The sequence below is a fragment of the Vibrio gallicus genome (genome assembly GCF_024346875.1).
Lineage (GTDB): Bacteria > Pseudomonadota > Gammaproteobacteria > Enterobacterales > Vibrionaceae > Vibrio > Vibrio gallicus.
Genome location: NZ_AP024871.1, coordinates 2,135,047 through 2,154,314 on the forward strand (window position 1 = coordinate 2,135,047; position 19,268 = coordinate 2,154,314).

At 44.1% G+C, this 19,268-nt stretch carries 21 protein-coding genes and 1 tRNA gene; 10 read left to right on the plus strand and 12 right to left on the minus strand.

What is annotated here, in order from left to right; all coding sequences use genetic code 11:
* Positions 1–75: 75 nt before the first annotated feature.
* Positions 76–160, minus strand: a tRNA-Leu gene (locus OCU28_RS09950).
* A gap of 187 nt (positions 161–347) precedes the next feature.
* Between OCU28_RS09950 and OCU28_RS09955 the strand changes: the two genes are divergently transcribed.
* A complete protein-coding gene (locus tag OCU28_RS09955) occupies positions 348–824 on the plus strand; it encodes an RDD family protein (protein WP_261817478.1) in 477 nt (158 codons plus the stop codon).
* Positions 825–866: 42 nt separating this feature from the next.
* Here the strand turns inward: OCU28_RS09955 and lptG are convergent, their stop codons facing one another.
* Together lptG and lptF are read right to left on the minus strand one after the other, a co-directional pair.
* Complete coding sequence (lptG, locus tag OCU28_RS09960; protein WP_261816037.1) at positions 867–1,937, minus strand: LPS export ABC transporter permease LptG; 1,071 nt, start codon at positions 1,935–1,937, stop codon at positions 867–869.
* Between the two features lies 1 nt (position 1,938).
* Complete coding sequence (gene lptF / locus OCU28_RS09965) at positions 1,939–3,039, minus strand: LPS export ABC transporter permease LptF (RefSeq protein ID WP_261816038.1); 1,101 nt, start codon at positions 3,037–3,039, stop codon at positions 1,939–1,941.
* Between the two features lie 219 nt (positions 3,040–3,258).
* Here lptF and pepA point away from each other — a divergent pair, with 219 nt between their 5' ends.
* From pepA to OCU28_RS09985, 4 genes are all read left to right on the plus strand, one after another.
* A complete protein-coding gene (gene pepA, locus OCU28_RS09970; protein ID WP_261816039.1) occupies positions 3,259–4,767 on the plus strand; it encodes a leucyl aminopeptidase in 1,509 nt (502 codons plus the stop codon).
* 92 nt (positions 4,768–4,859) lie between these two features.
* Positions 4,860–5,303: a DNA polymerase III subunit chi gene (locus OCU28_RS09975; RefSeq protein WP_261816040.1), complete on the plus strand. Its 444-nt coding sequence runs from the start codon at positions 4,860–4,862 to the stop codon at positions 5,301–5,303.
* Positions 5,304–5,416: 113 nt separating this feature from the next.
* Positions 5,417–8,275: a valine--tRNA ligase gene (locus tag OCU28_RS09980; protein WP_261816041.1), complete on the plus strand. Its 2,859-nt coding sequence runs from the start codon at positions 5,417–5,419 to the stop codon at positions 8,273–8,275.
* Positions 8,276–8,424: 149 nt separating this feature from the next.
* Entirely contained in the window at positions 8,425–8,811 is a 387-nt protein-coding gene (locus OCU28_RS09985; protein WP_261816042.1) for a DUF2061 domain-containing protein, read from the plus strand.
* Positions 8,812–8,859: 48 nt separating this feature from the next.
* Here OCU28_RS09985 and rraB read toward each other — a convergent pair whose 3' ends face one another.
* Positions 8,860–9,279 (minus strand): ribonuclease E inhibitor RraB, encoded by a 420-nt coding sequence (gene rraB / locus OCU28_RS09990; RefSeq protein ID WP_261816043.1) that lies wholly within the window; start codon positions 9,277–9,279, stop codon positions 8,860–8,862.
* A gap of 241 nt (positions 9,280–9,520) precedes the next feature.
* On the opposite strand from rraB, the gene argF reads away from it, so the two are divergent.
* From argF to OCU28_RS10010, 4 genes are all read left to right on the plus strand, one after another.
* Entirely contained in the window at positions 9,521–10,525 is a 1,005-nt protein-coding gene (gene argF, locus OCU28_RS09995) for an ornithine carbamoyltransferase (protein WP_261816044.1), read from the plus strand.
* A gap of 215 nt (positions 10,526–10,740) precedes the next feature.
* Complete coding sequence (pyrB, locus tag OCU28_RS10000; protein WP_261816045.1) at positions 10,741–11,670, plus strand: aspartate carbamoyltransferase; 930 nt, start codon at positions 10,741–10,743, stop codon at positions 11,668–11,670.
* A 17-nt stretch (positions 11,671–11,687) separates the two neighbouring features.
* The gene (gene pyrI / locus OCU28_RS10005; RefSeq protein ID WP_261816046.1) at positions 11,688–12,149 is read left to right on the plus strand and encodes an aspartate carbamoyltransferase regulatory subunit; all 462 of its coding nucleotides are present in this window, start codon (positions 11,688–11,690) and stop codon (positions 12,147–12,149) included.
* Between the two features lie 36 nt (positions 12,150–12,185).
* Positions 12,186–12,575, plus strand: a complete 390-nt coding sequence (locus OCU28_RS10010; RefSeq protein WP_261816047.1) for a RidA family protein — start codon at positions 12,186–12,188, stop codon at positions 12,573–12,575.
* A 43-nt stretch (positions 12,576–12,618) separates the two neighbouring features.
* On the opposite strand, the gene OCU28_RS10015 is transcribed toward OCU28_RS10010, so the two are convergent.
* The 8 genes from OCU28_RS10015 to OCU28_RS10050 all read right to left on the minus strand — a co-directional run bounded on the left by OCU28_RS10015 (position 12,619) and on the right by OCU28_RS10050 (position 18,107).
* Complete coding sequence (locus tag OCU28_RS10015; RefSeq protein WP_261816048.1) at positions 12,619–13,365, minus strand: 1-acylglycerol-3-phosphate O-acyltransferase; 747 nt, start codon at positions 13,363–13,365, stop codon at positions 12,619–12,621.
* 185 nt (positions 13,366–13,550) lie between these two features.
* Positions 13,551–14,819 (minus strand): UDP-N-acetylglucosamine 1-carboxyvinyltransferase, encoded by a 1,269-nt coding sequence (gene murA / locus OCU28_RS10020; protein ID WP_261816049.1) that lies wholly within the window; start codon positions 14,817–14,819, stop codon positions 13,551–13,553.
* Between the two features lie 10 nt (positions 14,820–14,829).
* Entirely contained in the window at positions 14,830–15,084 is a 255-nt protein-coding gene (gene ibaG / locus OCU28_RS10025; protein ID WP_261816050.1) for a BolA family iron metabolism protein IbaG, read from the minus strand.
* A 1-nt stretch (position 15,085) separates the two neighbouring features.
* Positions 15,086–15,418: an STAS domain-containing protein gene (locus OCU28_RS10030; protein ID WP_261816051.1), complete on the minus strand. Its 333-nt coding sequence runs from the start codon at positions 15,416–15,418 to the stop codon at positions 15,086–15,088.
* Positions 15,402–16,043: a phospholipid-binding protein MlaC gene (mlaC, locus tag OCU28_RS10035; protein WP_261817479.1), complete on the minus strand. Its 642-nt coding sequence runs from the start codon at positions 16,041–16,043 to the stop codon at positions 15,402–15,404. The genes OCU28_RS10030 and mlaC overlap by 17 nt, the downstream gene beginning before the upstream one ends.
* On the minus strand, positions 16,043–16,525 hold the full coding sequence (gene mlaD, locus OCU28_RS10040; RefSeq protein WP_261816052.1) for an outer membrane lipid asymmetry maintenance protein MlaD: 483 nt from the start codon (positions 16,523–16,525) through the stop codon (positions 16,043–16,045). The genes mlaC and mlaD overlap by 1 nt, the downstream gene beginning before the upstream one ends.
* A gap of 3 nt (positions 16,526–16,528) precedes the next feature.
* A complete protein-coding gene (gene mlaE, locus OCU28_RS10045; RefSeq protein ID WP_261816053.1) occupies positions 16,529–17,311 on the minus strand; it encodes a lipid asymmetry maintenance ABC transporter permease subunit MlaE in 783 nt (260 codons plus the stop codon).
* Positions 17,301–18,107 carry an ATP-binding cassette domain-containing protein gene (locus tag OCU28_RS10050; RefSeq protein ID WP_261816054.1) on the minus strand — a complete coding sequence of 269 codons (807 nt, stop codon included), beginning with the start codon at positions 18,105–18,107 and terminating at the stop codon, positions 17,301–17,303. The genes mlaE and OCU28_RS10050 overlap by 11 nt, the downstream gene beginning before the upstream one ends.
* 195 nt (positions 18,108–18,302) lie before the next feature.
* Between OCU28_RS10050 and OCU28_RS10055 the strand changes: the two genes are divergently transcribed.
* Positions 18,303–19,268 carry a calcium/sodium antiporter gene (locus OCU28_RS10055; RefSeq protein WP_261816055.1) on the plus strand — a complete coding sequence of 322 codons (966 nt, stop codon included), beginning with the start codon at positions 18,303–18,305 and terminating at the stop codon, positions 19,266–19,268.

Sequence of the window (19,268 nt, forward strand, 5' to 3'; positions counted from 1 at the left end):
TTCAGAAGATCAGATAAGCAAGAAGTCTAGATACAACAAAGCCCCGACGTGAGTCGAGGCTTTGTTATTTTAATATGGTACCGGTGGGCGGACTTGAACCGCCACGCCCGAAGGCAACGGATTTTGAATCCGTCGTGTATACCAATTTCACCACACCGGCATTGTACCTCTGGGGTACGTGTTGCATTATACGTGTCAGCCCTGACGGCGCAACACTAAATCTTATTATTTTATATTGTTCGTTGTTTTTTTAGACACAGTGGGCAGTTTTCCATCCTAGTATCTAGGCAATATAGCTCGAAGTCGCTATTCTGACGCCAATTATTGCTGTTATGTCTTATCAAAAAATGAATAAATCAACCTCTCTTCCTAAATCAGGTCTCCTTCGTCGCTTAGCCGCTTGTCTGTATGACGGTTTTATTATTATTGCCATTGAAATGATGGCCGCGGGTATTGTTGTTGCCATTCTTGAGGCATTGGTCGCCGCCGGTGTTATGGATTATGGTAGCTATATTGATGTAAGTGACTACTTAAGCCGTCACCCTATTTGGAGTAACCTGTTTACTGCGTACCTTGCTATCGTTTGGTTGGGCTTCTTTATCTACTTTTGGAGCAAGGCTGGGCAGACTATCGGCATGCGTGCTTGGAAGCTTAGAATACAAAATAGCGATGGATCTAACATCACCACCACGCAAGCGGTTATTCGCGTTGCTACGTCTGCGTTTGGTTTAAGTAACCTATGTGTTCCGCTCGATCATAAAAAGCGTGGCTTCCAAGATATCTGGGCCCATAGCGAAGTGGTTGTGCTACCAAAAGCAAACTAACAAAAAAGGGAGAGTAACCAAGTTACTCTCCCTTTTTTATTTCTATAATTTACGCCGCAATAACAGTATCGCCACCAGCATAAATGCAATGCTTGGTGCTATGGCTCCCCACATCGGGGGGATCTGATAAACCAAGCTCAATGGCCCAAAGAACTCCGACGATATATAGAACGAGAAGCCGGCTATAACCCCCGATAGAATCCTCGCCCCCATGGTTACACTGCGCAGTGGACCAAATACAAAAGATAACGCCAATAACATCATAACTGCGATGGAAAGCGGCTGGGTTATCTTTCGCCAGAATGCAAGGTCGTAACGCGATGCGTCCAGTTCAGAATCTTTAAGGTAATTTACATAGCTATATAGCCCAGTTAGCGAAAGCTCTTCTGGTTTTACAGTTACCACCTCAAGCTTGTCTGGTGCTAGGGTGCTGTGCCATTTTAGGGTTGGTAATTTCTCTTTAGTTATCTGAGTTTGATTGGTGTAGAGGGTGGTCGTTACGTTCTGCAACTCCCAATTATTATCACCAATGTACTCAGCTTCTTTAGCAAAGATGCTGCGAATCAGGTTCTTCTGCTTGTCATATTCCCAGACATTAACGGCAGTCAGTTTGTCGTCATGCACCCGACCAATATAGATAAAGTCGTCGGCATCTTTCGCCCATACTCCCGCACGAGTTGACACCATATTACCACCAGAAATAGATACAATGCGTAGCTCACGCGCCATTTTCTGAGCCTGAGGTGCGCCCCATTCTCCAAGCATCATAACGAGGATCATCAATGGTAAGGCTGTTTTTAGTACTGACATACCAATATCAAGCTTGGAGTAGCCAGCGGCTTGCATTACGGTTAACTCAGAGCTAGAAGCCAGCGTTCCTAGTGCTATCAACGCACCAAGTAACGCTGCCATAGGGAAGAACATCTCAACATCCCGAGGCACACTCAATAGCACAAAATAGAGCGCGTGCAGGAGATCATAAGTACCACGCCCTACCTTTCGCAATTGCTCTACATACTTAATGATACCTGATAAGCCAACTAACGTTACTAGACAAATAGAGCTGGTGGCGACGATAGTTCGCCCAATATAGACGTCTAAAATCTTAAACATATTATCTAGCCCTTCTTTGACGTAGCATATCTTTAAAACGCCTTACTGGTAGGCTGTCCATAGTATTTAGAATAATCCCGAGTGCCAGCAAGCTGATATTCATCGGCCACATACCAATAACATCCGATATTTTCCCTTCCTCGATGGCTGATTTGGCAGCACTGATCGACATAAAATAAGCCAAATAAAACAGTATTGCAGGTCCCATCTTAGCAAAGCGCCCCTGACGAGGGTTTACCTTAGCCAATGGAATTACAATCAAGGTCAGTAGTGGGATACAGATAATCAAACTTATCCGCCAATGCAACTCCGCCTTCGCCTCTGGGCTTGGGTTATTAAATAGCTGCATAGTTGGGTACGCCTCAAAGTCGCGCCCCTTCTGTTTGACCTTACGTTGACCAATCAAAGCGTCATACTCATCAAAGTCGGTTTTCATATAATCAAGTTGAGTCGGCACTCCTTCAAAGCGAGTACCATCAAACAGGGTTAAGATTTGACGCCCGTCGGGTAGCTCTTTCGCTAGCCCAGAGTCCGCAAATGAAACACTTGGGCGTATTGAACCCTGCCCTACTGTTTGAGCAATAAAGACATTGGTTAACTTCTTGTCTTTCAGGTTATCAATGAAAACCACAGCTGTACCATCAGGGGTGCTTTGAAACTGCCCCTTCTGCAGCAACTCAACACTGGTTTCAGAGGCGAGCTTTTCCATTATTTGTGCTTCTTTGTCTTGTGACCAAGGTGAAAAGTACAAAGAGTTAAACGCAGCAACACCAGAGGTAATTACAGCGAGGTACAGTGCCGCTTGAATCAGGAATTTATTCCCAATCCCGGTTGCATTCATAACTGTAATCTCACTTTCAGCGTATAAGCGGCCAAAAGTGAGCAGTATTCCGATATACAAACTCAACGGAAGCATTAATAATCCCATGGCAGGCATATTCAAGCCCACTATGGTCATGATAAGACGCGCAGGAATGTCACCATCCGATGCATCAGCCAGCACGCTGATAAAGCGTTGGCTCAAAAAGATCAAAAACAAGACGAAAAAGATCGCTAATTGGCTCTTTATGGTCTCGCGGATCAAATATCTAACAATAATCACGCTAAATTCCCTATAAGCTCAGACGCAAAACTTGTATTTTTGCAGGAATCGCTATAATTTCTGATTGAAACTTATATTTTTCAATTTTTCTTATAAATCGACAACAAATTAACTTGCTAATACCTCATGAGTAAACATAGCTCTTGACCAAGATTCAACAAGTTAAGCCATCATTATCTAACATTTATTGTTGTTTGTCTTTAGGATGTAGGAGTAGGCATGGAGTTCAGTGTAAAAAGTGGTAGCCCAGAGAAGCAACGCAGTGCATGTATTGTCGTTGGTGTCTTTGAACCACGTCGTCTTTCACCCGTCGCAGAACAGCTTGATGAAATCAGCGACGGCTATCTAAGTTCACTACTACGCCGCGGTGATTTAGAAGGTAAACCAGGCCAAATGCTTCTTCTGCATCAAGTACCTGGGGTACTTTCAGAGCGCGTCCTTTTAGTTGGTTGTGGTAAAGAGCGAGAGCTTGGCGAGCGTCAGTATAAAGAAATCATTCAAAAAACCATTAGCACCCTCAATGAAACTGGCTCAATGGAAGCGGTATGCTTTTTAACTGAGCTGCATGTTAAGGGACGCGATACGTACTGGAAAGTACGTCAGGCTATTGAAGCGACCCATGACGGTTTATATGCCTTTGATCAGTTCAAGAGCAATAAACCAGAGACCCGCCGTCCATTGCGTAAGCTAGTATTCAATGTGCCGACTCGTCGTGAATTAAGCATTGGTGAGCGCGCAATCAAGCATGGTCTGGCGGTAGCCTCTGGGGTTAAGGCCTCAAAAGACCTCGGCAACATGCCACCAAACGTGGCTAACCCAGCTTATCTTGCTTCACAGGCTCGTCGCTTAGCCGATGACTACAGCACAGTAACAACTAAGATCATCGGTGAACAAGAGATGGAAAAACTCGGTATGAGTTCTTATCTTGCGGTTGGTCGCGGTTCTCATAATGAATCCATGATGTCTGTAATTGAGTACAAGGGTAACCCTGACTCAGAAGCTAAACCGATCGTATTGATTGGTAAAGGGCTCACCTTTGACTCCGGCGGTATTTCTATCAAGCCAAGCGATGGCATGGATGAAATGAAATACGACATGTGCGGTGCAGCAAGTGTATTTGGTGCAATGAAAGCATTAGCGCAGCTGAACCTGCCAATTAATGTAGTGGGTATTCTTGCTGGCTGTGAAAACATGCCGGGTAGTAACGCTTATCGCCCTGGTGATATCTTGACTACCATGTCAGGTCAAACTGTTGAGGTTCTAAATACAGATGCCGAAGGCCGTCTAGTACTGTGCGATGCCTTAACTTACGTAGAACGCTTTGAGCCAGAGTCTGTAATTGACGTTGCCACCCTAACTGGCGCCTGCGTTATTGCTTTAGGCCACCATATTAGTGCTGTGGTATCGAACCACAATCCTCTTGCTCACGAGTTGGTCAATGCCTCAGAGCAGGCTGGCGACCGAGCATGGCGTCTACCAATGGCCGATGAATACCAAGAGCAACTCACAAGCCCGTTTGCTGACATGGCAAACCTTGGGGGTCGCCCAGGTGGTACTATCACTGCTGGCTGCTTCCTTTCTCGTTTTGCTAAGAAGTATAACTGGGCTCACCTTGATATTGCAGGTACTGCCTGGAAATCAGGTGCCGCAAAAGGCTCTACTGGCCGTCCAGTATCGCTTCTGGTTCAGTTCTTGCTAAATCGCAGTGGACAAGAAATCGAAGAGTAAAAATTAAGCCGCCTCTCAATGAGGCGGTTTTACTATCTAGGGTCTGTTGACCGTTTGTATAAATTAACCCATCAAGGTCAACAGAACCTAACATGAATACCGCTACTTTTTATATCATACCACCTAACAGCCAAGCCGATAGTCGCCAAGGATTTCAACAATATGTTGCTTATTTGCTGCGCCATTTTACCAAGCAAGGCGCACGCATATATCTCAATGCTACTGACCAGCAAGATGCCAAGGCATGGGATGATTTTCTATTTCAGCAAAGTGGTGATGATTTTTTAGCTCACAACCTAACGGGCGAAGGCCCTAGGCAAGGGACAGCTATAGAAATTGGGTTTTCTCCCTCACACCTACAAAGAAACCGTAATTTACTCATCAACGTGTCGAATAACGCGACAAACTTTGCTCGAAGTATCGATCAAGTGATAGACTTCGTCCCTTGCGAAGAAAAAGCGAAGCATACTGCCAGAGAAAGGTATAAAATTTACCGTCAGACAGGCTATCAAATGCAAACCATAACCATCAGTTAATAATGTGTGGGACAAACTCCATAGCTAAAGTTTTTAGCTTAAAATAGAGCTAAACCCTTAATTTATGCAGTTTGCCCTTAAATCAATTATCTAACGATCCATGTAAGAGCATTATGGAAAAGACATACAATCCAACTTCAATTGAACAAGCTTTATATCAAGCTTGGGAAGAAAAAGGCTACTTTAAGCCACACGGTGATACGACCAAAGAATCATACAGCATCATGATCCCGCCGCCGAACGTCACAGGCAGCCTACATATGGGTCACGCCTTCCAAGATACCATCATGGATACCTTGGTACGCGCTGAACGCATGAAAGGCAAGAATACCCTTTGGCAGGTAGGTACGGACCATGCTGGTATTGCAACTCAAATGGTTGTAGAGCGCAAAATCGCAGCGGAAGAAGGCAAAACCAAACACGATTACGGTCGTGATGCCTTTATCGACAAGATCTGGGAATGGAAAGGCGAATCCGGTGGCACTATCACCAAGCAGCTTCGTCGCCTAGGCGCATCTGTCGATTGGGATCGCGAACGCTTTACAATGGATGATGGCCTATCGAATGCCGTCCAAGAAGTGTTTGTACGCCTATTTGAAGAAGACCTTATCTATCGCGGTAAGCGCCTAGTAAACTGGGACCCTAAACTGCACACGGCTATCTCTGATCTCGAAGTTGAGAACAAAGATAAAAAGGGTTTCATGTGGCACTTCCGCTATCCACTAGCTGATGGTGTTAAGACAGCGGAAGGCAAAGATTATATCGTCGTTGCCACAACTCGTCCTGAAACCATGCTTGGCGATACTGGCGTTGCAGTTAACCCAGAAGATCCTCGCTACAAAGACCTTATTGGTAAAGAAATCCTGCTTCCTATTGTCGGTCGTCGCATCCCTATTGTGGGCGATGAACACGCAGATATGGAAAAAGGTACTGGTTGTGTGAAAATCACGCCTGCCCATGATTTCAATGACTATGAAGTTGGCAAGCGTAACCAGTTACCAATGATCAACATCCTTACCTTTAACGCTGATATCCGCGATGAAGCTGAAGTGTTTACCACCAATGGTGAACCAAGTGATGCTTACGCAACTGATATTCCAGCTAAATACCAAGGTATGGAGCGCTTTGCAGCACGTAAAGCTATTGTGGCTGAGTTTGATGAACTTGGTCTACTTGAAGAGATCAAAGACCATGACCTAACAGTGCCTTACGGCGACCGTGGTGGTGTGGTTATCGAACCTATGCTAACGGATCAATGGTATGTGCGTGCAGCGCCACTAGCTGAGACTGCAACCAAAGCCGTTGAAGATGGCGAGATTCAGTTTGTTCCTAAGCAGTACGAGAACATGTACTTCTCTTGGATGCGTGATATCCAAGATTGGTGTATTTCACGTCAGCTATGGTGGGGTCACCGCATCCCTGCATGGTATGACAACGATGGTAATGTTTATGTTGGGCGTACTGAAGAAGAAGTACGTAGCAAGCATAATCTAGCGCCAGTGGTGGTTCTACGCCAAGACAACGATGTATTAGATACTTGGTTCTCTTCTGCATTATGGACATTTGGTACCCAAGGTTGGCCTGAGCAAACTGAAGACCTGAAAACCTTCCACCCTTCAGATGTTCTCGTAACTGGCTTTGATATTATCTTCTTCTGGGTTGCGCGCATGATCATGATGACCATGCACTTCTGTAAAGATGAAAATGGCAAGCCTCAAGTACCATTTAAAACGGTTTACGTTACGGGTCTAATCCGTGATGAAAACGGCGACAAGATGTCTAAATCGAAAGGTAACGTACTTGACCCTATCGATATGATCGATGGTATTGATTTAGAATCTCTAGTTACCAAACGTACTGGTAACATGATGCAGCCAAAACTGGCCGCTAAGATCGAGAAAAACACTCGTAAGACCTTTGAAGGTGGTATTGAAGCATACGGTACTGATGCACTACGCTTTACTCTAGCGGCAATGGCATCTACTGGCCGTGATATCAACTGGGATATGAAGCGTCTTGAGGGTTACCGCAACTTCTGTAATAAGCTATGGAACGCAAGCCGTTACGTGCTAATGAATACCGAAGAGCAAGACTGCGGATTTGACAGCAATGAGGTTGAATTCTCACTTGCTGACAAATGGATTGAATCTCAGTTTGAGCTTGCAGCTCAAGATTTCAACGCTCATATCGATAACTTCCGTCTCGATATGGCTGCGAATACTATTTATGAGTTCATCTGGAATCAATTCTGTGACTGGTATTTAGAGCTTACTAAACCGGTTCTATGGAAAGGTACTGAAGCGCAACAGCGCGGCACACGTCAAACGCTGATCACTGTACTTGAGAAGACTCTACGTCTTGCTCACCCAGTGCTTCCTTACATTACTGAGACTATCTGGCAGAGCATTAAGCCTCTGGTTGAGGGTGTTGAAGGCGATACCATTATGCTGCAACCTCTTCCTCAATATGAAGCTGCTAACTTCAACCAAGAAGCCTTAGATGATATTGAGTGGGTGAAATCTTTCATCACTAGCATCCGTAACCTGCGCGCAGAATACGATATTGCACCAAGCAAATCGCTAGATATCATGCTAAAAACTGCTGATGAGAAAGATGCACAGCGCGTTGAAGCTAACCGTCAAGTGCTAGTCTCTCTATCTAAGCTAGAAGGCATTAAGCTACTAAGTGAAGGTGAAGAAACTCCTGCATGTGCAACGGCACTGGTTGGCAAATCTGAGCTGATGATCCCAATGGCTGGTCTTATCGACAAAGATGCTGAGCTTGCTCGCCTTAAGGGTGAAGTGAAGAAAACCCAAGGTGAAATCAAACGCATTGAAGGTAAACTAAACAATCAAGGTTTCGTTGCTAAAGCACCGGAAGCCGTGGTTGCCAAAGAGCGTGAAAAACTCACAGGCTACCAGGTTACCTTGAGTAAGCTAGAAGAGCAGATGACGACTATTGCTGCGCTATAACGTAAGCTAAAGTTGAATAAAGGGTTGGCATTTTGCCAGCCCTTTTTTTATGTAATAGGTGGCATCTATTGCAGTCTTCGGTTAAAACCACTTGTGATAATGAGAATTATTATCAATAATAGATTAAAACTTACCGAACGGTGCTAACTATGAAAAAAACTATCAGCTTTGCTTTCCTACACTTTACGATTGCCTTTAGTGTTGCCTACCTACTGACAGGGGATATATTAATCGGCAGTCTGATAGCCATGATAGAGCCTGCGGTAAATACTGTTGCTTTCTACTTTCATGAGCGAGTTTGGTTACGTTCACGCAAACTGCAACGCTTAGCAAACAACTCGAAGCTAAAAACCATCAGCTTTGCCGGTGTACACTTTAGTGTTGCATTCAGCGTCGTTTACTTACTCACAGGTGATGCGCTAGCTGGGGGGGTAATCGCCCTAGTAGAACCTTCAATTAATACCTGCGCTTACTACTTCCACGAAAAGGTATGGTCACGCTTACAAAGTAATACAAGCAACTATGCCCATGCATAACAAAAAGCCCGCTCAAATTGAGCGGGCTTTTTTATCTCTGCGTAGCAATTATTGTTGCTCGTCGTCTTCTTCATCATCATAAACTAGAGCGTCTTCACCTTCATAGAAGGTACCCCAGCCATCGTAGATAACGTCATACTTTTCAGCTAGATTGATCAGTTTCGCAGCTTGATCATCAATCAGTTCCGCATCCAAGGCACATGACATGGTTGGGTCGCAACATAACAGTTTATTGCCTTCATCATCTTCTGTTTCTTCAGCTTCTAGTACCTCAAAACCCATTTTAAAAGCCTCTACCGCGACTTTTTCTAGGGTCTCAAAGCTTTCCGCCATTAGATGATGTTCTATCTCATATAGTGCGTCCGGCTCACTACCATCTTCAAGAAGAGCTGCGATAATTTCACGCGTATCTTCTTTTTGAATTTCAATCAGTGCTTCAACAGATATGTATTCGTCTGCTTGTGACATGGAGATGCTCCTGAGTTGTATATCATTCAAAGTATATTCCGCACGAAATATCGCATGGTTGCGTTAAAAATGAAAGTGATTCATACAAGGGATTAATCCTTACCTAACAGAGTAAAATACAGCATGCTCACAAAAGAGAATACTAAGTCAACTTTCACACTAAAAAGTGAATTTGTAAGCGTGATTTTTGATTTTAAATGCATTAGGATGGGTTTATAGAGTCCGATTGAGAATAACAAGCATGGCGTACAATTTAAGAAACCGTAATTTTTTGAAGCTACTCGATTTTACCCCTAGAGAAATAGGCTTTTTACTTGAGCTGTCTGCTGAGCTTAAAAAGGCTAAGTATGCAGGCACTGAGCAAAAGAAGTTGCTGGGTAAAAATATTGCACTCATATTTGAGAAGTCATCAACCCGTACTCGCTGTGCATTTGAGGTTGCAGCCTTTGATCAAGGTGCTCAAGTATCCTATTTAGGGCCATCTGGCTCACAGATAGGTCATAAAGAATCCATGAAAGATACCGCGCGCGTACTGGGGCGTATGTACGACGGCATTGAGTATCGTGGCTTTGGTCAAGAGCGCGTAGAAGAGCTTGGGGCGTATGCAGGTGTTCCGGTATGGAATGGTCTGACTGATGAGTTCCATCCTACCCAAATTCTAGCTGACTTTTTAACTATGCTAGAGCATGGCAAAGGTAAACAGCTACACCAGATATCTTTTGCTTACCTCGGTGATGCGCGTAACAACATGGGCAACTCACTGCTAGTTGGAGCGGCTAAAATGGGGATGGATATCCGTCTGGTTGCGCCTAAGGCATTCTGGCCAGAGCAAGAGTTGGTTGAGCAATGCCAACAAATAGCACAATCAACTGGTGCTAAGATCACCCTTACTGAAGACGTCAAAGCAGGAGTTAAGAACTGCGATTATCTCTATACCGACGTGTGGGTTTCTATGGGAGAAAGCGAAGAAGCGTGGAAACAGCGTATTGAGCTAATGAAGCCTTATCAGGTTAATATGCAAACCATTAAAGACACCAATAACCCTCAGGTTAAATTCATGCACTGCCTACCCGCCTTCCATGATGACAAAACCCTACTTGGACAAGAAATTGGTGAGAAGTACTCGATGCAAGGCTTAGAGGTCACCGATGAGGTATTTGAATCTGAGCACTCTATCGTATTCGATGAGGCTGAAAACCGGATGCACACTATAAAAGCAGTAATGGTTGCGACTCTAGGTTGCTAATTCGTGACGCAAACGCTTGCGTTGCAATCTTGGGTACGTATAATCCTCTACGAATTATAGGAGGAGCGAATGCTACCAAGTGGCACAAACAAATTAAATAATAAAACACGCTTAATCTGCCGTGTTAGCCTCCTATTTTAAAATGATTCATATTGGCCTCCCTTTTTGGGGGGCTTTTTTATGCCCAGTAATTATTCCATTAAAGGAAGAAGACCATGCAAAACTCGCTTTTCAACAAGCACGTCATCTCTATTCCTGAACTCAGCAGAGATGAACTAGAACTGATCGTTCAAACAGCCGGTAGACTTAAAGCTGACCCTATGCCTTCTCTGCTAAAGAATAAGGTTGTAGCAAGTTGCTTCTTCGAGCCATCAACTCGTACACGTCTCTCTTTTGAAACTGCAATTCAAAGACTTGGCGGAAGTGTTATTGGTTTTGATAATGGTGGGAACACCTCACTAGCTAAAAAAGGCGAAACCCTAGCTGATTCAGTTCAGGTTATCTCAACTTATGTTGATGCATACGTAATGCGCCACCCGCAAGAAGGTGCTGCGCGTTTAGCTTCTGAGTTCTCTAAAGGCGTGCCCGTTATTAACGCAGGAGATGGTTCAAACCAACACCCAACTCAGACTCTACTCGACCTGTTCTCTATTTATGAGACTCAAGGCACGCTAGATAATCTAAACGTTGCCTTTGTTGGTGACCTTAAATACGGTCGTACGGTCCATTCATTAACTCAAGCCTTGGCTAAATTTAGCAACATTCGCTTCTTCTTTATTGCACCTGAAGCCCTTGCTATGCCTGAATATATCAGCGAAGAGTTAGATGAAGCTGGTATTGAATACAGCCTACATACCGATATGGAAAGCGTGATTCCTGATCTAGATATTCTATATATGACACGCGTACAAAAAGAGCGCTTTGATGAGTCTGAGTATGCTCATATTAAATCCGCTTACATCCTAACCGCAGCAATGTTAAAAGAAGCCAAATCAAACCTTAAGGTTCTGCACCCGCTTCCTCGCGTAGATGAAATCACTACTGATGTAGATAAGACACCTCACGCCTACTACTTCACTCAAGCAGAAAACGGCGTATATGCACGTGAAGCGTTGCTCGCTCTAGTCCTTAATGAAGCCCTATAATAGAAGAGATGACCACAATGACTAACCAGACTCAACTACAAGTAGAAGCAATCAAAGACGGCACGGTTATCGACCACATCCCAGCTCATGTAGGTATTAAGGTGTTAAAGCTGTTCTCAATGGATAAGTCGAACCAGCGTGTAACAATTGGTCTTAACCTACCATCATCTGCACTAGGTGCGAAAGACCTGCTTAAGATTGAAAACGTATTTGTAACTAAAGAGCAAGCCAACAAACTGGCACTGTATGCGCCAAATGCCACCGTAAACCAGATTGAAAACTATAACGTAGTTAAGAAGCTTGAGCTTGAGCTTCCGCAAAAGGTATCTGGTGTATTTGAGTGTCCAAACTCAAACTGCATTACACATGGTGAACCTGTAGAGAGCCACTTTAACGTTATTCAAAAGAAAGATTCAATTCGACTAAAATGCAAATACTGTGAAAAAGTCTATTCACGAGAAGTCGTAACTGAGTTATAAGAATAACCCTGCATAAAAATAGTTAATGGAAAAATAATGACTAAAGTACTACATACAGAACAGGCTCCCGCCGCAATTGGCCCTTATGTTCAAGGCGTTGACCTAGGCAACATGGTGATGACCTCTGGTCAAATCCCTGTAGACCCAGTTACAGGTGAAGTATCTGACAACATTGCACAGCAAGCACGCCAATCACTGGATAACGTCAAGGCCGTTGTAGAAGCCTCTGGTCTATCTGTTACTGACATTGTTAAGATGACAGTATTTGTAAAAGACCTAAATGACTTTGCAGCTGTGAACGAGGTATATGGTAAATTCTTCGATGAGCATAAGGTGGCAAACTACCCTGCTCGCTCTTGTGTTGAAGTGGCTCGTCTACCAAAAGACGTTGGCATTGAAATCGAAGCAATTGCTATTCGTAGCTAAATAAACGCCATTAAAAAAGGGAGCATTGATTGCTCCCTTTTTGTTATCTATTTTTAACCCCAGCCTGAGCATTTCTAGCATCGACTTCGGCATCTAAACTTTCCAGCTTTTCCTTCATGCTATTTCGACATTTCTCAGCCAAATTACGCACCTCAGATTTTTTGTATTCGGTGCTATCTACCGGCGGCAACATCTCAATAATCACATGCCCATTGTTCCAGCGGTTCAGCTTAATCTTATCTTGAGTAGTGCTACACACGATAGGGATTATTGGGGTTTGAGCACCAATAGCTGCGTGAAAAGCACCCGTTTTAAACGGCATCAAGCCACGACCACGTGAGCGCGTCCCCTCAGGGAACATCCACACAGAAAGGCGAGTCTGCTTCATTTTATCTACTACTTGATCGATGGTGCCTTTCGCCTTGGAACGGTTTGCACGATCAATCAAGATATTTCCGGTTAACCAATACAGCTGACCAAATAAAGGCAGCCATAGCAGGCTTTTCTTACCCACGGTCACGACATTTGGTGTAACCGCAGAAGAAACCGTAAACAGGTCCCATGAGTTCTGGTGGTTTGCAATATAGGTAGCTTGCTCTCTTTTATAGGCATCTTCAGGAAGGCGTAGCTCCAGTTTAATACCGAAGACTCGGTGCATAGCACCAAACATACGACCAAAGGTAAATACATGCTTTGGATTTCGTGGGCTAAATAGGCAATAGCCACACCCAAACACAAACATAAATATGGCAAAAATAGCGACTAAAACTATGCGCACTAAAGCTATCATTAACTCTTTCCCTGTAAACTCATTTTCACAGTCTTTCAGCACTAAGGGTGCTCAATAGATCTTATTAGGGTTTACGAACTATAAAACGGATGTGGCTTCACGCAATACTTTGCGTAAGCAATATTGACCCAGTGTACCAAATAAAAAAAGCCGAAACCTTATGGTTTCGGCTTTTTATGAAGTGCTTAACCTCTAAATCTTTCGATTGAAGCCCCGAGTAGGCTTAGTTTGTCTTCAATACGGTCGTAGCCACGGTCAATATGATAAATTCTATCAACTATGGTCTCACCTTTAGCAATACAACCAGCAATAACCAAGCTTGCAGAAGCACGTAGGTCAGTCGCCATAACCTGAGTACCACTCAAGCCCTCGCTATCACCACAGATAACAGTATGGCCTTCGATCTCAGCCTTTGCGCCCATACGTTGCAACTCAGGCACATGCATGAAGCGGTTTTCAAAGATGGTTTCAGTAATAACACCGCCACCTTTGGCCATCATATTCAACAGCGTAAATTGAGCCTGCATATCCGTTGGGAAGCCAGGGTGAGGCGCAGTTCTTATGGTTACAGCCTTAAGGTCACGCCCAGTCATATCAAGGCTGATCCAGTCATCACCCGTTTCAACTTTAGCTCCAGCTTCATCAAGCTTAGCTAAAACCGCTTCTAGTAGGCTGGCGCGAGTATTGCGACAAACCACCTTCCCGCCCGATACTGCAGCTGCAACCAAGAAGGTGCCTGTTTCAATGCGGTCAGGAACAACGGTATGCTCACCACCACCGAGGCTTTCAACGCCCTCGATAGTTATAGTATCAGTACCAGCGCCAGAGATTTTCGCACCAAGAGCAATCAAGAATTCCGCGGTATCAACAATCTCAGGTTCACGTGCTGCGTTATCTAGTGTCGTAGTACCTTCAGCCAAAGTTGCCGCACTCATAATAGTAATGGTGGCGCCAACACTGACTTTATCCATGATGATATGCGCACCTTTAAGGCGACCATTCACAGACGCTTTTACATAGCCATCTTCTAGAACTATGGTCGCTCCCAGGCTTTCCAGTCCTTGAATATGCAGATCTACTGGGCGTGCACCAATAGCACAGCCGCCAGGTAGACTTACTTGACCATAGCCAAAGCGAGCAACTAATGGCCCAAGAGCCCAAATAGATGCTCGCATAGTCTTAACTAAATCATACGGTGCACAATATTCATTGATGGTTGAGGCATCAACAAGAATATTAGTGGTATCTCCTTCACGCTCCGCCGAAGCGCCTAGCTGCTGAAGAAGCGCTAACGTAGTATCTATATCTCGCAACTTTGGAACATTGCGTATTACTGCCGGCTTCTCAGCCAAGATGGCAGAGAATAAGATCGGCAATGCCGCATTCTTTGCACCAGAAATAGAAACTTCACCACTGAGTGGCTGGGACGATCCCGTAACTCGAAACTTTTCCATCTAATCGCCCTTATAAAGACATCAATTTTTTATCGCGTTGCCACTCTTCTGGCGTAAACGCTTTTATAGAAAGTGCATGGATATCATTGCGTTGAATATACTCCGTCAGAGGAGCGTAAATCAGTTGTTGTTTTTTTACTCGGCTCATACCGTCGAAGCTTGCATCTACAGCAACCACTTCATAGTGGCTACCTTCACCTTTCACGTGAATCTCTTCAAGCTGTAATGCATCATCGAGCAACTGTTTAACTTGTGAACTGTCCACTTTAACCCTCAATATTTTGGTCTAAATGATCTGATATTAATAACAGAGCATTGCTCACTTCAAATAGAGTAAGCAGTTTATCTGGCACAGAGCGTAGCATTATATGGCAGTGATTTTTTTTTGCATGCTGAATTAAGTGCAATAATAGCGCCATAGCGGAAGAATCACTGCTTTTTATGCCATTTAGGTCAATAGATAGCGATGAAACTTCCCATGACCACTGCTGAGCCTGTTGCCAGAGTTTAGGTACCGAGCTGCGGTCTACAACACCAATTAGCTGTATTTCGGTGTTACAGGTTTTAGACCACTGCCCCATGTTATTTTCCTTTTTCATAACGAATTGGCGTCTGTGCTAGTCGAGTAAGCTCTTTGGTTACAGCTGGTAAGCCATTACTGCGGATTTTACCGCCCCACTCAGACTGTTTGCTAGATAGAAGGCTAATGCCTTCTGCGACAATATCAAACGCCTGCCATTCACCACTGCGCTTATCTTTGCGCCATTTAAATTCAATTTTTATTGGTGGACGTGAAACCTGTAATATCTCTACTGGGATGGCAACAATGCGTTGCCCCTCTTTGAGCGGCTTATGCGGCGCATATTTAATTTGTTGGTCTTTATACTGTGTCAGTACCTGCGCATACGAGGTGACAAGATAGGCACGAAACGCAACCAAAAACTCGGACACATCCTCGCGTTTGGCATGTTTGAGATGGTTGCCTAGTACCTTTAAGCCTGCATAGCGGTAATTGACGTAAGGCATAAACTCATCTTCAACAACCTGCTTTAACGATTCAGGCTGTTGACGAAGCTCGTTTTGTTGCTCTTTTAGGCGAGTAAAGGTGCTGTTTCCCACCTGCTCCATCATTGTATACGGGTTAGTTTTATCTATATTGGCTGAGGCTGACAATGACACTAACATCAACCCCATAACCGCACAAAAACTCGTTATCCACTTCATCATTTACCTCCTGAGTCCCCGCCTACGTTATACAGAAACTGACCAATTAAGTTTTCTAGCACTAATGCTGACTTAGTATCTTCAATAACGTCGCCATCATGAAGCGTATCAACGTCTTCATCTACAAAGCCTGGAACCAAGCTAATATACTGCTCTCCAATTAATCCTGAGGTTAAAATCTGGGCGCTAGAAGTATCAGGGAAATACCCATACTTGGTTGATATTGATAGGGTCACAACTGGGGTATAGGTTTCAGTATCTAGATTAATATCGCTCACTCGCCCAATCACTACGCCACCAATTTTTACCGGTGAGCGTACTTTTAGGCTACCAATATTGTCAAAATACGCCTTAAGTTGATAACTGCTCTGATCGCCAATACCTTTTATATCCGCTACCTTAAATATAACCACTAACAGAGCGGCAATACCTATCAACATAAAAGTGCCGACCCATAATTCTATTTTCTTTGTTTGATTCATACCTTAATTCCCAAACATCAGCGCAGTAAGCACAAAATCTAACCCTAATACTGCTAGCGAAGAATGCACCACAGTGCGCGTTGTTGCTTGACTAATTCCCTCAGAGGTTGGTTTCGCATCATAGCCATTAAACAGTGCTATCCAAGTTACGGTAATGGCGAATACAAATGCCTTGATAAGGCAATTACCTATGTCACGCCCAAACTCGACAGATGATTGCATCGTAGACCAAAAACTGCCGCTGTCGATACCTTTCCAGTCAACACTAACCAGCTGTCCACCCCAGATACCCACAGCCACAAAAATCATAGTTAACAGTGGCATGCTGATAACGCCAGCCCAAAATCTAGGGCTAATCACTCGTTTTAGCGGGTCAATCGCCATCATTTCTAAGCTCGATAACTGCTCTGTGGCTTTCATTAGACCAATTTCAGCGGTCAATGCTGAGCCTGCTCGCCCGGCGAACAACAGCGCAGTGACTACTGGGCCTAATTCACGTAATAGCGATAACGCTACCATCTGCCCAAGGCTGCCTTCTGCGCCATAATCCACCAGCACAACATACCCCTGCAAACTAAGGACCATGCCAATAAATAGCCCAGAAACCACTATGATAACCAAGGATTGTGCGCCGACAGCATGCAACTGTTTAAGCAATAATGGAAAGTTCGCTATTGGCTTCGGCTTAGAGCATAAAGCACCAACTAGCATCAATAACGAGCGCCCTAGTCCTGTAACTGCTTGAATTCCACTTTGCCCTAGCTGCGCGATTTTATTAACTATCATGGCGCAACTCCTGCTCTAAGGGCAACGAGGGGTAGGCAAATGGTACAACCCCATCCGCTTCACCACTAATAAACTGGGTCACTCTAGAGTCTTCCATATCACGTAGCTGCTGCGGCGTGCCGTGTGCCACTACTTTGCCATCCGCTAATAGGTACACATAATCAGCGATACTCATCACCTCAGGTACATCGTGAGAAACCACTATCGAGGTAATACCCATAGCTTGGTTGAGTTTTTTAATCAGCTCAACCAATACCCCCATGGTAATTGGGTCTTGGCCAACAAAGGGTTCATCATACATGACGACTTCTGGATCTAAGGCTATTGCTCTAGCCAATGCGACCCTGCGAGTCATCCCCCCTGAAAGCTCACTTGGCATTAGATCGGATGCCCCTCTTAATCCAACCGCCTCTAGTTTTAATAAAACAATCGTGCGGATAAATGACTCAGATAAAGAGGTATGCTCACGAAGAGGAAATGCCACATTGTCGAACACGCTCAAATCAGTAAACAGTGCGCCAGATTGAAATAACATACTCATCCGTTTACGCACCTGGTATAGCTTAGAACGACTTAATGTATTTATCTGGTTGTCTTCAAACCACACCTCGCCATTATCTGGTAAAACCTGCCCCCCAATAATCTTTAGCAAGGTAGTTTTACCGATTCCTGACGGTCCCATGATCGCTGTGATTTTACCTGGTTTAATGTCTAAACTTACCTCATCAAAGATCTTCCGCGCTCCACGAGAGAAGCTTACGTGGTTAATTTGAATACTTCCTTTAGCTGCCGACATCGACACTCCTCGTCAGTTAGGGTAGAATTATTGTGTTTAAATTCACAGAAAATCAACCAGTTGCCTAGTATCATTATTACCCATACAGATATTCTTTGTATCACATCTATGTAAATAATTTGTGTTGATCCTTTCCTTTTCAACGGGTAACCGTCAAAATCGTCATTAATTTTTATTCAACATAAAGAGTTTGTAATGTTCGAAGCGGTAAGCTTTCTTATCATAGGTCTGCTTCTTCTAGTATGGAGCGCCGATAGATTAGTATATGGGTCAGCGGCCTTAGCTAGAAATTTTGGCATCTCCCCGCTAGTTATTGGTATGACTATCCTTGCTATGGGTTCATCAGCACCAGAAATGATGGTGTCTGCCACTGCCGCCCTTGATGGCAAAACAGATACCGCTATTGGTAATGTATTGGGCTCAAACATTGCCAACATTGCACTAATCCTTGGTATTACAGCTCTAGTTAAGCCACTTTCTGTCAGCTCAGGCATTCTAAAGCGTGAATTGCCACTTATGATCCTTGTCACTTTAGTGGCAGGTGCAATCATGTGGAACGACTACTTAGGTCGCGGAGAAGGGCTACTGCTAATTGGTTTATTCTGCTGCTTTATCCTAGCGATGCTGCACATTTCAAGAAAAGAAAAACTAAATGGTGATGTGTTAATCACAGAACAAGAGTCTGAAGTACCAGAGGGCGTCGACAATAAAAAAGCCATTTTCTGGGTGGTCGTTGGCCTTATTTTGCTACCTATCTCAGCCGATCTATTGGTACAGAATTCAGTCTACATTGCTAAATACTTTGGTATGAGTGATTTAGTTATTGGCCTTACTATCATCGCTATTGGTACTAGCCTTCCTGAATTAGCTGCTTCCTTGGCAGGTGTAATGAAGGGTGAGGATGACATGGCGGTGGGTAACATCATTGGCTCAAATGTATTCAACATCTTAGCGGTAATGGGCATCCCTGGAATTATCAACCCTTCAATTCTCAATGAGAATGCAATGAGTCGCGACTACTGGGTAATGCTTGGGGTCTCTGTGTTGTTGGTGGTTATGGCGATGGGGAAATCAAAGAAAATCACCCGTATTGAAGGTGGTGTTCTATTTACGTTATTTATCGCCTACCAAGTATATCTATTCGTAAACCTAACTAGTTAA